The organism is Methylobacterium oryzae (assembly GCF_036441375.1).
Taxonomy (GTDB): domain Bacteria; phylum Pseudomonadota; class Alphaproteobacteria; order Rhizobiales; family Beijerinckiaceae; genus Methylobacterium; species Methylobacterium oryzae_A.
The window spans coordinates 327166-339396 of the sequence record NZ_MLCA01000017.1 but is presented as its reverse complement, the minus strand read 5'-3'; the positions used below and the strand labels follow the sequence as shown (position 1 = coordinate 339396).

Here is a 12231-nt window from a genome sequence, read left to right as displayed (position 1 = left end):
GAAGGTGGGCGAGGAAGTCGAGATCGTCGGCATCCGGGCGACCACCAAGACGACGGTGACGGGCGTCGAGATGTTCCGCAAGCTGCTCGACCAGGGCCARGCGGGCGACAACGTCGGCGTGCTCCTGCGCGGCACGAAGCGCGAGGACGTGGAGCGCGGCCAGGTCGTGTGCAAGCCGGGTTCGGTGAAGCCGCACTCGAAGTTCAAGGCCGAGGCGTACATCCTGACCAAGGAGGAGGGCGGCCGCCACACGCCTCGGCGGAGATCCGGCCCTGCGCCGCCGCGAGCGTCAGGCGGCAGGGCGGGACGGGCGCGACGTCGCCACAGAGCAGGGGCAGCGCGTCCCGGAGCGGCAGCAGGGCCGCGGAGGCGGTTCGGATCATCGCCGGAGCGATGCGTCATCCCGAGGTGATGATCAAGATTCGGCCTGTGCGCCGCCCCGGCGACGCCGCGCGCGCTGTATCCGCGCCCGGAAGGCGATCGATGATCGCCGGAGCCGCCGCGACAGGCCGGCCGGCGCTCCGCTATGGTGGGCGGCCCCTCCAGAGCCGAGCCCCGATGACCAGCTTCGCGCGGATCCTAGGCGTGATCGCCCTCCTGCTGCTCTGCGGCGTACCGGCCGGCGCGCAGATGCGCGGCCACGGTGGCCCGGTACGGGCGCTCGCCGTGACCGCCGACGGCCGCCTCGCCATCTCGGGCGGCTTCGACCAATCCGCCATCGTGTGGGCCATCGAGACCGGTGCCGCGCTGGGCGTGCTGCGCTTCCACGACGGCGCGGTGAACGCGGTCGCCGCGCTGCCGGACGGCCGTTTCGCCACGGCCTCCGAGGACGGGCGGATCGCCCTCTGGCGCCTGGGGCGCGCGGAGCCCGAACGGGTGCTGGAGGGCCATACGGGCCCGATCGTCGCGCTCGCGGTCTCGCCGGACGGCCTGTCGCTCGCCTCCGCCTCCTGGGACGGCACGGCGCGGATCTGGCCGCTCGCCGGAGGGGACAGCCGGCTGCTCGATCCGCATCGCGGCCCTGTGAACGCGGTGGCCTTCCTGCCCAGCGGCGCGCCGGTCACGGCCGGTGCCGACGGAGCGGTGCGGCTCTGGGCGGCAGAGGGCGCGTCCCAGGTCCTCGCCACCGCCCCCACAGGCCTCAACGCCGTCGCGGTCGCTCCGGACGGCGAGGTCGCGGTCGCCGGGGCAGACGCGATCCTCCGCGTCGTCCGCGCCGACGGAACGGTCCGGATCGCTGCCGAACTCGGCCCGAACCCTGTGATCGCCCTGGCCCTGTCTCCGGACGGAGCCAGGGTGGCTGCCGCGACGGCGGGCGGCACCATCGCGGTGGTCGACCGGGCGACGGGCCGGGTCCAGCTGCGACTCGTGGGGCCGGGCCTTCCGGTCTGGTCGCTCGCGTGGCGTCCGGACGGGGCCGAACTCCTCACGGGCGGCGGCGACCGCCTCGTCCGGCGCTGGGATGCGCGGAGCGGCGAACCGATCGGCGCGCTGATCATGCGGCGCCCGGCAGATCCCCTCGCGTCCAGGCAGGGCAGCCGGGGCGCCGAGGTGTTCGGGGCATGCGTCGCCTGCCACACGCTGACGCCCGACGAGGGCGTCAGGGCCGGGCCGACGCTGGCCGGCCTGTTCGGCCGCCGGATCGCCAGCGTGCCCGGTTACCGGTACTCGGATTCGCTGAAGCGGATGGATCTCGTCTGGACGCCCGAGACGGTCTCGCGGCTCTTCGAGATCGGCCCCGCCCGCTACACGCCCGGGACGAAGATGCCCGAGCAGACGATCGGCAGCGAAGCGGACCGCGCGGCGCTGATCGAGTTCCTCGAACGCGCCACCGCGCCCCGCTGAGGCGCCGGTCAGCCGCCCGCGCGCTCGCGTAGGTAATCCTCGGTCGTGCGGGGTTTGTCGCGTTCCGGCCCCGCGTGCGGATCGAAGCCCTGGTTCACCGCGACCTCGACGCGGCAATCCTCGCACATCGTCAGCGCGCGCAGGCGCGCCTCGCCGCCCGCCCCGCTGAACATCCAGTGCCGCTCGCGCAGCCGCTCGATGATGCGCTCGATCGTCGAGCGCGTGCCGAAGGGCTTGGCGCATTGCGTGCAGCAGAAGGGCTCCTCCTCCTTGACGATGCGCCGGGGCGCCGCCCAGGCCGCGAAATCCACCTGCGGACGCAAGGTGATGACGTCCTCGGGACAGGTCGCGGCGCAGAGGCCGCACTGCACGCAGAGGCTCTCCTCGAAGGCGAGAAGCGGCTGCTCGGCACTGTCGGAGAGTGCCTGGGTCGGACAGGCGCTCACGCAGGCCAGGCACAGGGTGCAGTCGGCGATCCGGAAATCGAGGCCTCCGAAGGGAGCCCCGGCCGCGAGCGGAACCCGGTCGACGGGGGCCGGTGCGGCGCCGTGCATGCTGCGGAAGGCGTGGCGCAGCACCTCGCGCTTGTTCCCCAGGAACAGCAGACCGGCCGGCACCGCGGCCTGCCGCGCCGGCGCGGCTTGCCGAAGGGCGGCGCCCAGGATGTCCGGGTCGTCGGTCTCGACGGTCTCGACCACGCGCCCGCCACCGTCCGCACCGTAGCCCAGCGTCTGCGCGAGCGTGTCCCCGAGGGTCAGGGTCCGGTACAGGGGTTCGAGGTCGTGCTTGGCCCGGGCCCGGACCAGGACCCGGATTCCGGCCGCGCCGTAGGCGAACAGGGCCGCGATCACCTCCGGTCCGATCTGCGTCACCTCGTTGACCTGCACCGGCAGCACGTGCGCGGGCAGGCCGTCGCCGTAGCGGCCGAGGGCGTCGATGAGCGGCTCGCCGTGGTCGCCGTCGTGGAACAGGATGAGGGCGTTCTGCCCGCCCGCCATCCGGTAGGCGCGCATCAGGCTGCGCAGCCGGCGCATCAGCGCGTCGGAGGTTGGCAGCGCGTAGGCGGCGGCTCCCGTCGGGCAGACGGCGGCACAGGTGCCGCATCCCGCGCAGACGTATGGGTCGATGTGCACGGTGTCGCCCGCGGGCGCGATCGCGCCGGTCGGGCAGACCTCGAGGCAGCGCGTGCAGCCCGTGATGCGGGAGCGGCTGTGGGCGCACAAGTCGCCGCGGAAGTCGATGAAGCGCGGCTTGTCGAACGTGCCGACGAGGTGGGACGCCTCCGCCAGCACGCGCTCGACGGCGGCCGCATCGCCGGGATCCGCGCGCAGGTAACCGCTGCGCACCGCGTGTGCCGGGAACAGCGGCGCGCCGGCCGAGAGGTCGATGACGAGATCGCAGGTCGACACGGCGCCGTTTCGCGGCGCGCCGAAGACGAGGTGCGTCCGCGAGGACGGGGCAGGCAGGGCGTAATCGTCGATGCCGAGCTCGAACGCCCCGAGGTATCCTTTCGCGGTCCGCACCGTGCCTTGCAGGATCGGGAAGGCGTTGCGGTGAAGCGGCGGGATGTCGCGGGGGCGGGTCAGCAGGACGGTGATGTCCAGATGCTCGGCGAGCCGCCGGCCGGCCTCGACGGCCACCTCGTCCCGCCCGTAGATCAGGGCCACGCCGCGGCTTTCCAGGGACACGGTGGCGGCGTCGGGGAGCGGCTCCGCCGCCGCGGCCAGCAAGGCGGCCATCTTCGGTCCGGCCGCCGCGGCTTCGGACGACCAGCCGGCGGTTTCCCGGATCTTGACGTAGGCCACCCGGTCCCCGGCCTCCGCGTCCTCGGCCACCTCGTCGAAGAGCGGCGCCTGGAGCGTGCAGGACACGGTGACGGGCCGCCCGGTGGCCAGGGCCTCCCGGAAGCGGTCGAGTTCGCGGCCGCAGAGCTGGTCGGCGGTGCGAAGCTCGCCGCCACACGCTTTGCCCATGACGGCGGTGTCGAGGGACATCGTCCCCTCGCAGGAGCAGGCGAGTACGAGGCGGTCGGACAAGATCGGACCTGGATACAACTGCGAATGGAGGGCCCCTTCGCGCGGCGGGGCCGGTCCCTTATACTCGAACCATTCGAAACAACGATCCGGCATGGGGGCGCAGGCCGCAACCCTGGCCCGCACTCTCATCGCCCCCTCGCCAAAACCGCCCCATGACCGTCCTTGTCGATGCCGGCCCGCCCAGGCTGGTCCTGCCCCCCGGCTTCAGCGAGCGCGCGACGGAGCCGCATTCCGACGCCCACGCGGAAGCCTGCCGGCTCGCCGCGTCGGGCGAGGCGGAAGCGGCAACGCTCGTACTGAGCCGGCGCGAGGACCTGATCGACGTCGCCGTGGTCCTCGCCCCGGCCGAGCCGCTCGCCACGGCGCGCCGGGCGCACTTCGCCGGGATGGTCGCCCTGGCGAATGCCGTCGGCGTCTTCGGACCGCCGGAGATCCCGGTGACGTTCGCGTGGCCCGGGACGCTGGTGTTCAACGGCGCGCGCCTCGGAGGGGGCCGCCTCGGTTGGCCCGAAGGCTGCCGCGAGGACGCGGAGCCGGACTGGCTGGTCTTCTCGGGGATGCTGATCGCCTCGAAACTGGCGACGGGCGACCCGGGGCACACGCCGGAATCCACCGCCCTGGAGGAGGAAGGCTTCGGCACGAGCCTGCGCGATCCCCTGGTCGAGAGCTTCGCGCGTCACCTGACCAAGACCTTCGAGATCTGGCGCGAGGACGGCTTCGGCCGCGTCGCGGCGCACTACCTCGCCCACCTGCCGCTGGAATCCGGTGTGCGGGCCACGATCGAGGCCGACGGCGATGCGAGGCTGACCTGGCCCGACGGGCGGGTCGAGCGTCTGCCGCTGCGCGCGAATCTGGAGGCGCCGGACTGGCGCGATCCGAAGACCGGCGGGGTCCGGCTGTGACGCTCAAGCTTCCCCGAACCCTGCGGCTCGATCCCTCCGACACCTTCGTCTTCGCGCAGGCCGCCGAACCCGGAGAATGGGCCGTCACCGGGACCTTCCTGTTCCTCGACGGGGATCCGTCGCGGCTGACCGGCAAGGCCCTGGCGGCCTTCCGCTCAGGGTTCGTCGGCGTCGGCTCGCTCGGCTTCTCCACTCTGGTTGTGGTGAGCGAGGCGAGCGAGGCGGAGCGCGCGCAGGCCGAGGAGCACCTCGCCCGGCACATCCACGCGCACTTCGGGGCGCCCGACCGGGAAGCCGCCCGTGCGGCCGCCCGCGAGGAACTCGACGTCGCCGCGTCCCTCTGCGACCTGCCGGTCGGCAGCGTCGTGGCGATGCACCGCGTCGCGACGGACGGGGGCATCCGGGAGGATTTCCGGACGCTGCACCAACGGCCCGGCCTCGACCGGTCCCACGGACGCGCGTTCCTCTTCGTCGAGGCCGACGCGGATGAACCGGAGGAACAGGCCGACCTCGTCGGCCTTCTGCGTGATACGACGGCCGGAGGCTGACCGGATGACCGAGTTCTGGGTCTCGAGCGGCCATCACCTCACGCAGCGCACCGCCGGCGGCGGCCTCATGGTCACGGACGAGCTGATCCTCGCCTATCTGGCGCGGCCCGAACTCGTGCCGCCGGACGAGGCCTGCGCGTCCGAGGTCGCGCTCCACACCGCCCTCCTGGACGCGCCGCGGCGGCCTGTGGAGCCCGCCGAGATTGCCGCCATCGCCGACGCCGACGCGCGGGAGAACTGGGCGGTGATCCTCGCCTTCCGCGATCGGCTGCTCGCGGCCCGCTCCGTGGAGGCCGGATATCTGTCGCTCGTGCGCGGCGACCTCCAGGGCGTGCCGTCCCTGTTCCTGAACCAGCTCGTCCACCTGATCCTGCGCAACGCCCTCGACGGCTGCGACGATCCGTTCGTCCTGCGCGCGGCCGAGCTGTTCTTCCGCCCCCAGCGCGTGAGCTTCCACGAGGGCGCCGTGCTCCTGGCCGACGCCGAGGTGATCGCCGCGCGCGAAGGAGGCGCGCCGCTCTCGCCCCTGCTGACGATGCTCGGCAAGGAGGCGGCGAACGAGCTGGACGTGCTGACGGCCGAGAATGCCTGGACGTACTGGAGCCGGTCGGACGCCTTCACGATGGCGCTGAACCTCGGCTCCGATGCCCGCAGCCGCGCGGGGTTGGCGCGGGTGATCGAGACCTTCGTGGGCCACCTGCTCAACGTCGCGGTGCGCGTGACGCCCCTCGACCGGCTGGAGGATCCCGACTGGCGCTGGTTCGTCGGTCTCGACCAGGAGGCGACCCGCATCGGCAACGCGCTCTGGCGCGGCGACACGCTCGATGCCGGGACGCGCGAGCGGGTGCTCGCCGTGTTCAGCCTGACCTTCGACGACCCCGCGCAGGTCCTTCCGACAGTGGGGGAGCGCCCGGTCTATCTCCTGCTCGCGGCGGCGGCGGATCGGAGCGTGCAGCTCAAGCCGCACAATCTCGTCGTCGGATTGCCCCTCGCCGAAGGCCGGGAGGCCGCCTGACATGTCCACGACGCCCGAGCATCGTTTCGAGGTCGGCATCATCGTCGCGCGGCGGCGCCTGACCGGCCCCTGGGCGAGCCATGCCTGGCTCCCGGTCGGGGCGCTGCCGGCGGCGGCGGCGGCCTCGCCCTGGACGAAGCTCTCCGAGACCGAGGACGAGGCGACCTTCTACGCCGGCTCGTACGAGGTCGCGCTGCATCCGGGCGAGACCGGGCACTACCGCGACAATCTCGTCTCCGGTCGCCCCTCCCTCTGGGTCGCCCTGCGCAACAGCGGCGACGAGACCTACGAGGTCGCGAGCGTCACGGCCGACCCGTATGAGGGGGAATCCATGGCCGAAGGGGTCGGCGAGATCGTCGAGCCGGTCCCGATGCCGCCGGAGGTGCAGGCGAAGCTTCTGGCCTTCTTCGAGGCTTTCCACGTCGAGCGCAAGTTCGAGAAGCGCAAGCGTGATCGCGCAGATCCCGAGGCGCTGGCCCGCCGGGCGCACGGGGCCCGGGAGCGGCGCGAATGAGCGAGGGGTTCCTCTCGCGCTGGACGCGGCGCAAGCTCGCCGTGCGCGCCGCCGCCCTGGCGGAACGCGGCGCGCCGCCNGCGGGCGACAACGTCGGCGTGCTCCTGCGCGGCACGAAGCGCGAGGACGTGGAGCGCGGCCAGGTCGTGTGCAAGCCGGGTTCGGTGAAGCCGCACTCGAAGTTCAAGGCCGAGGCGTACATCCTGACCAAGGAGGAGGGCGGCCGCCACACGCCGTTCTTCACCAACTACCGGCCGCAATTCTACTTCCGGACCACGGACGTGACCGGGATCTGCACGCTGCCCGAGGGCACCGAGATGGTGATGCCGGGCGACAACGTGACCATGGACGTGGCGCTGATCGTGCCGGTCGCCATGGAGGAGAAGCTGCGCTTCGCCATCCGCGAGGGCGGCCGCACCGTCGGCGCCGGCGTCGTCGCCGCCATCAACGACTGACAACCGATCCGGGGCGGAGCCGCGCGCCGCCCCGCTTCTCCGGCGCCGGTCCCCGTCTCGACGGGGGCCGGCGTCGTCGTTCCGGGCGGGCGGCGGGGCTGCGCGGCGCCGCTTCCCGGCCGCTCCCCGACCCCTTCCCAGCCACTTCCCGCGCGCGACCCCTTGCAAGCCGCGCCGCGATGGGGCATTGGGCGGTGCGCTAGGAGTGTAGCTCAACTGGTCAGAGCGCCGGTCTCCAAAACCGGAGGTTGCGGGTTCGAGTCCCTCCACTCCTGCCAGACATTCAGCCCGATCCCGCGCGGTGGCCCGGTCGACAAGCCGGGGGAGTTGCGCTAGAGCGGGCGCAATCCGAGATCTGAAGCGACCGTCGGTGCGGGCCCATCCGGGTCCTCGGCGCCGACATTCGCGTTCCCGGATGCGGTCTCTGCCTCGGGGCCGAACACGCACAGACACTGGCGCCATGGCATCGAACGAAGCGACCAAGAAGGTGGACCTGGTGCGCGGCGCAGCCCGCGGTCCCGCGAACCCGCCGCCGGCCCGGCCGGCGACGCCCGCCCGCGCGCCGCAGAAGCGCGCCACGCCGGGCGAGTTCTTCGCGCAGGTCCGCGACGAGGCGCGCAAGGTCACGTGGCCGACCCGCCGGGAGACCACGATCACGACGATCATGGTGTTCGTGATGGTCGTGGCCGCGAGCGTGTTCTTCACGGTCGTGGACCAGGCCCTGCGCTTCTTGGTCGGGCTGATCCTGGGCGTCTGAGGGCGGCTCGCCGCCGATCGGGGTAGGCCCCCGGGGACTTGTCGGAGTTGAACGGAACCGTGTCGAAGCGCTGGTACATCGTCCACGCCTACTCGAACTTCGAGAACAAGGTCGCCCAGTCCATCAAGGACCAGGCGGCCCAGCGCGGGCTGACCGAGCTGTTCGACGAGGTGATGGTCCCGACCGAGAAGGTCGTGGAGGTCCGCCGCGGCCGGAAGGTCGATGCCGAGCGCAAGTTCTTCCCCGGCTACGTGCTGGTGAAGTGCGACCTCACCGACGAGGTCTACCACCTGATCAAGAACACCCCGAAGGTCACGGGCTTCCTCGGCGCCGACAAGTCGAAGCCGGTGCCGATCCCGGACGCCGAGGCCGAGCGGATCAAGGGCCAGGTCGCCGAGGGCGTCGACCGGCCCAAGCCCTCGATCTCCTTCGAGATCGGCGAGACCGTCCGGGTCGCCGACGGCCCGTTCGCCAGCTTCAACGGCACCGTCGAGGAGATCGACGACGCCCGCTCCCGCCTTAAGGTGGCCGTGTCGATCTTCGGCCGCGCCACGCCGGTCGAGCTCGAATACGCCCAGGTCGAGAAGGCCTGAGCCTCCCGATCGCGGCGGCCCTGCGGCCGCCCGCCTTTTCCGACCGCCGCACCCTCACCGGGTGCGGAGGTCGCGAAGCCGCCGCATCCTGCTGAGGCTGCGGCACCATCCGCGGGAGAACCGCCCGGCTTCGCCTCCGGGATCCACGGCTCGCACCGCGACCTGCAACCGTCCGACCCGCCGCGCTTCAGGCCGCGTGGGGGCGGATTTTCATTGGGAGCAGTCCCATGGCGAAGAAGATCACGGGCTACGTGAAGCTTCAGGTCCCGGCCGGCGCGGCGAACCCGTCGCCGCCGATCGGTCCCGCGCTCGGTCAGCGCGGCCTCAACATCATGGAATTCTGCAAGGCCTTCAACGCGAAGACCGCGCAGATGGAGAAGGGCACCCCGATCCCGGTGATCATCACCGCGTATCAGGACCGCTCCTTCACTTTCGAAATGAAGCAGCCCCCGGTCACCTTCTTCCTGAAGAAGGCCGTCGGCCTGAAGCTCGGCAAGAAGCCGGCCTCCGGCTCCAAGACCCCGGGCAAGGGCCCGACCGTCGGCAAGATCTCCGAGGCGCAGCTGCGCGAGATCGCCGAGAAGAAGATGCCCGACCTCAACTGCGACTCGATCGAGTCGGCCGTTGCCATGATCCGCGGCTCCGCCCGGGCCATGGGCCTCGAAGTCACGGCCTGAGGGAGGACATCATGGCTAAGGAAGGCAAGCGCATCCGCGCCGCCCGCGAGGGCATCGAGGTCACCAAGCTCTATCCCCTCGACGAGGCGATCAAGCTGGTGAAGGAGCGGGCCACCGCGAAGTTCGACGAGACCGTCGAGGTCTCGATGAATCTCGGCGTCGATCCCCGCCACGCCGACCAGATGGTCCGCGGCGTCTGCAACCTGCCGAACGGCTCCGGCCGGACGGTGCGCGTGGCGGTCTTCGCCCGCGGCGCCAAGGCGGACGACGCCAAGGCCGCGGGTGCCGACATCGTCGGCGCCGAGGACCTCCTGGAGATCGTGCAGGGCGGCAAGATCGAGTTCGATCGCTGCATCGCCACCCCGGACATGATGCCGCTGGTCGGCCGTCTCGGTAAGGTGCTGGGCCCGCGCGGCCTGATGCCGAACCCGAAGGTCGGCACCGTCACCATGGACGTGAAGGGCGCCGTCGCCGGCGCCAAGGGCGGCTCGGTCGAGTTCCGCGTCGAGAAGGCCGGCATCGTCCATGCCGGCGTCGGCAAGGTCTCGTTCGACGCCGACAAGCTCGTCGAGAACATCAAGGCCTTCGCGGACGCCGTGGCCAAGGCCAAGCCCGCGGGCGCCAAGGGCACCTACGTTCAGCGCATCGCCGTCACCTCGACGATGGGCCCGGGCGTGAAGGTCGAGCCGAACACGGTTCTGACCGCCTGAGGCGAGACGAATCGTCCACGCTGCGGAGCGCCCGGCCGGGAACGGCCGGGCGTTCTGCGTTGCGGAGGGGGGGCAGCTCACGCCGAGTCCCCGAACGGGTTTCGCCGCGACCCCGCCCGTTCCGGATGGGGGCGGTGCCGGACGGGGCGCGTCCCCGTCCCGGGCGCGCGCGGCACCGGCGGAGTAGGGTCGGGGACGCGACAGGAAGACAAGCCGCGGTGGCGGCCCCGAACCCGCGTCCCTCACGCCATTCTTAACCGCCGAGGGGGGCGCCAACGCCCGCGGCTGTGCTAGATAGGCCGCCATGCGATGCACCCTGACGGTCACCTCCAAGCGACGCATCCTGTGCGTCTTTCCCGCCTACACGCCGTCCTTCGGGACATTCTCGCACGCCTACCCGCTGATGGGCGGGGTGAAGGCGTTCATGCCGCCGCAGGGGCTGCTGCTGATCGCGGCCTACATGCCCGAGGCGTGGGAATGCCGGTTCATCGATGAGAATATCCGCCGCGCGGGCCCGGCCGACTTCGCCTGGGCCGACGCGGTCTTCGTCTCCGGGATGCATATCCAGGAGCCGCAGATCCACGACATCCGCGACCGCGCACGCGCGGCCGGCAGGGTCACGGTGCTGGGCGGCCCCTCGGTCTCGGGCGCTCCGGAGAAGTACGGCGACTTCGACTACCTCCATATCGGCGAGATCGGCGACGCCACCGACGCGCTCGTCGCGCGCCTCGACGCCGACCTGACGCCCCCGCCCGCCCAGGTGGTGCTGGAGACGAAGGACCGCCTCGCGCTCGCCGACTTCCCGGCCCCCGCCTACGAGCGGGCACCGCTCAAGCGCTACCTGATCGGCTCCCTGCAATTCTCCTCGGGCTGCCCCTACCGCTGCGAGTTCTGCGACATCCCGCAGCTCTACGGCCGCCAGCCGCGCCTGAAGAGCCCCGAGCAGATGTGCGCCGAACTCGACGCCATCGTCAGCCAGCCGGGCCACCCGGCGGTGGTCTACTTCGTCGACGACAATTTCATCGGCAACCGCAAGGCGACCCGCGAGATGCTGCCGCACCTCGTGGAATGGCAGAAGAAGAACAACTACCCGCTGCAGTTCGCCTGCGAGGCGACGCTGAACATGGCCAAGCAGCCCGAGATCCTCGAGCTGATGCGGCAGGCCAATTTCATGACGGTGTTCGTCGGCATCGAGACGCCGGAGGCGGAGGCGCTCAAGGGCATCGACAAGACCCACAACGCCGCCGTGCCGATGTATGAGGCGATCGAGACGCTGAATTCCTACGGGCTCGAGGTGACCTCGGGCATCATCCTCGGCCTCGACTCGGACACCGACAAATCCGAGCAGAACCTGATCGACTTCATCGACCGCTCGGCGATCCCGGTCCTGACCATCAACCTGCTCCAGGCGCTGCCCAAGACGCCGCTCTGGGACCGGCTGGAGCGCGAGGGCCGGCTGCTGCACGACGCCAGCCTCGAATCGAACGTCCTGTTCAAGCGGCCCCACGATTCCGTAGTCAGCAGCTGGCGCCGGGCGATCGCCCACGCCTACGAACCCGAGAAGATCTTCGAGCGGTTCAAGCACCAGTGCGCGGTGACCTACCCGAACCGCATCACCACGCCGACCGCCGGCAAGCTCACCGTCACCAACCTGCGCCGCGGCCTGATCCTGGGCTTCAACATCATCACCCGGGTCGGGATCTTCTCCGACTACCGCAAGCCGTTCTGGAGCGCGGCCGGCTACGCGCTGAAGCGCGGGCAGATCGAGGCGGTGTTCAACATGGGCTTCGTCGCCCACCACCTGATCCGCTTCACCCGCGAGGCCCTGCGCGGCGAGCACAACGCCTCGTTCTACGCCGCGAAGGCCGCGGAGGCGAAGGAGGCCCGCGACCGGAGCTGGTGGGAGGCGGCGCGGCGCAAGCTGGTGCCGGAGCGCGAGGCGGCGTAGCCCGGGTCGCGGGCCCGTCGGAGCGATGCAGCCGCGTCAGGGCTCCCGCACAAGTCCTTGCCTGCGGCGGAAAAGTCGCGTTCCGGCCCTTGGCAGGCGGCTTGCTAGGCTCTATACACCGCGCCTCACGCATTTCATCCTCACGGAAGGAGAACGGCCGATCGGCCGGTTTCCGCTCGAAATGTCGCCCGGGCAACCGGGTGGCACTGGCCGGAAGGATCCCAGGGGCGA

The 12231-nt window shown here is 71.5% G+C and carries 11 protein-coding genes, 1 tRNA gene and 2 pseudogenes; 13 read left to right on the top strand and 1 reads right to left on the bottom strand.

Annotated features, from left to right (window positions below; all coding sequences use genetic code 11):
• A pseudogene (locus tag MOTC310_RS32300) lies at window positions 1-256 on the top strand (EF-Tu/IF-2/RF-3 family GTPase); the annotation flags it as partial.
• Between the two features lie 302 nt (window positions 257-558).
• Window positions 559-1845 (top strand): c-type cytochrome, encoded by a 1287-nt coding sequence (locus MOTC310_RS32295; RefSeq protein WP_331304724.1) that lies wholly within the window; start codon window positions 559-561, stop codon window positions 1843-1845.
• 8 nt (window positions 1846-1853) lie between these two features.
• Here MOTC310_RS32295 and MOTC310_RS32290 read toward each other — a convergent pair whose 3' ends face one another.
• A complete protein-coding gene (locus MOTC310_RS32290; protein WP_331304723.1) occupies window positions 1854-3839 on the bottom strand; it encodes a 4Fe-4S binding protein in 1986 nt (661 codons plus the stop codon).
• 194 nt (window positions 3840-4033) lie between these two features.
• Between MOTC310_RS32290 and MOTC310_RS32285 the strand changes: the two genes are divergently transcribed.
• The 11 genes and pseudogenes from MOTC310_RS32285 to MOTC310_RS32235 all read left to right on the top strand — a co-directional run bounded on the left by MOTC310_RS32285 (window position 4034) and on the right by MOTC310_RS32235 (window position 12000).
• Window positions 4034-4783, top strand: a complete 750-nt coding sequence (locus MOTC310_RS32285; RefSeq protein ID WP_331304722.1) for a biotin/lipoate--protein ligase family protein — start codon at window positions 4034-4036, stop codon at window positions 4781-4783.
• Complete coding sequence (locus MOTC310_RS32280; protein ID WP_331304721.1) at window positions 4780-5331, top strand: DUF6505 family protein; 552 nt, start codon at window positions 4780-4782, stop codon at window positions 5329-5331. Before MOTC310_RS32285 ends, MOTC310_RS32280 begins: the two co-directional genes overlap by 4 nt.
• A 4-nt stretch (window positions 5332-5335) precedes the next feature.
• Window positions 5336-6346, top strand: a complete 1011-nt coding sequence (locus tag MOTC310_RS32275) for a DUF6352 family protein (protein ID WP_331304720.1) — start codon at window positions 5336-5338, stop codon at window positions 6344-6346.
• A gap of 1 nt (window position 6347) precedes the next feature.
• On the top strand, window positions 6348-6860 hold the full coding sequence (locus tag MOTC310_RS32270) for a DUF3305 domain-containing protein (protein WP_091785514.1): 513 nt from the start codon (window positions 6348-6350) through the stop codon (window positions 6858-6860).
• 80 nt (window positions 6861-6940) lie between these two features.
• Window positions 6941-7315, top strand: a pseudogene (locus tag MOTC310_RS32265) (EF-Tu C-terminal domain-related protein); the annotation flags it as partial.
• A gap of 201 nt (window positions 7316-7516) precedes the next feature.
• Window positions 7517-7593: transfer RNA gene (locus MOTC310_RS32260), tRNA-Trp, on the top strand.
• Between the two features lie 182 nt (window positions 7594-7775).
• A complete protein-coding gene (secE, locus tag MOTC310_RS32255) occupies window positions 7776-8072 on the top strand; it encodes a preprotein translocase subunit SecE (protein ID WP_331304719.1) in 297 nt (98 codons plus the stop codon).
• A 59-nt stretch (window positions 8073-8131) separates the two neighbouring features.
• Entirely contained in the window at window positions 8132-8665 is a 534-nt protein-coding gene (gene nusG, locus MOTC310_RS32250; protein WP_012320778.1) for a transcription termination/antitermination protein NusG, read from the top strand.
• A 227-nt stretch (window positions 8666-8892) separates the two neighbouring features.
• Window positions 8893-9342 (top strand): 50S ribosomal protein L11, encoded by a 450-nt coding sequence (gene rplK, locus MOTC310_RS32245; protein WP_043348285.1) that lies wholly within the window; start codon window positions 8893-8895, stop codon window positions 9340-9342.
• 11 nt (window positions 9343-9353) lie between these two features.
• Complete coding sequence (gene rplA / locus MOTC310_RS32240; RefSeq protein ID WP_331294682.1) at window positions 9354-10052, top strand: 50S ribosomal protein L1; 699 nt, start codon at window positions 9354-9356, stop codon at window positions 10050-10052.
• 304 nt (window positions 10053-10356) lie between these two features.
• Window positions 10357-12000, top strand: a complete 1644-nt coding sequence (locus MOTC310_RS32235) for a B12-binding domain-containing radical SAM protein (RefSeq protein ID WP_331304718.1) — start codon at window positions 10357-10359, stop codon at window positions 11998-12000.
• The last annotated feature ends 231 nt before the right edge of the window (window positions 12001-12231 follow it).

Coding starts and splice junctions, on each gene's coding strand:
- rplA (WP_331294682.1), top strand. CDS start 9,354: ATGGCTAAGGAAGGCAAGCGCATCCGCGCCGCCCGCGAGGGCATCGAG.
- MOTC310_RS32235 (WP_331304718.1), top strand. CDS start 10,357: ATGCGATGCACCCTGACGGTCACCTCCAAGCGACGCATCCTGTGCGTC.
- MOTC310_RS32285 (WP_331304722.1), top strand. CDS start 4,034: ATGACCGTCCTTGTCGATGCCGGCCCGCCCAGGCTGGTCCTGCCCCCC.
- MOTC310_RS32295 (WP_331304724.1), top strand. CDS start 559: ATGACCAGCTTCGCGCGGATCCTAGGCGTGATCGCCCTCCTGCTGCTC.
- MOTC310_RS32270 (WP_091785514.1), top strand. CDS start 6,348: ATGTCCACGACGCCCGAGCATCGTTTCGAGGTCGGCATCATCGTCGCG.
- secE (WP_331304719.1), top strand. CDS start 7,776: ATGGCATCGAACGAAGCGACCAAGAAGGTGGACCTGGTGCGCGGCGCA.
- MOTC310_RS32290 (WP_331304723.1), bottom strand. CDS start 3,839: ATGTCCCTCGACACCGCCGTCATGGGCAAAGCGTGTGGCGGCGAGCTT.
- MOTC310_RS32275 (WP_331304720.1), top strand. CDS start 5,336: ATGACCGAGTTCTGGGTCTCGAGCGGCCATCACCTCACGCAGCGCACC.
- rplK (WP_043348285.1), top strand. CDS start 8,893: ATGGCGAAGAAGATCACGGGCTACGTGAAGCTTCAGGTCCCGGCCGGC.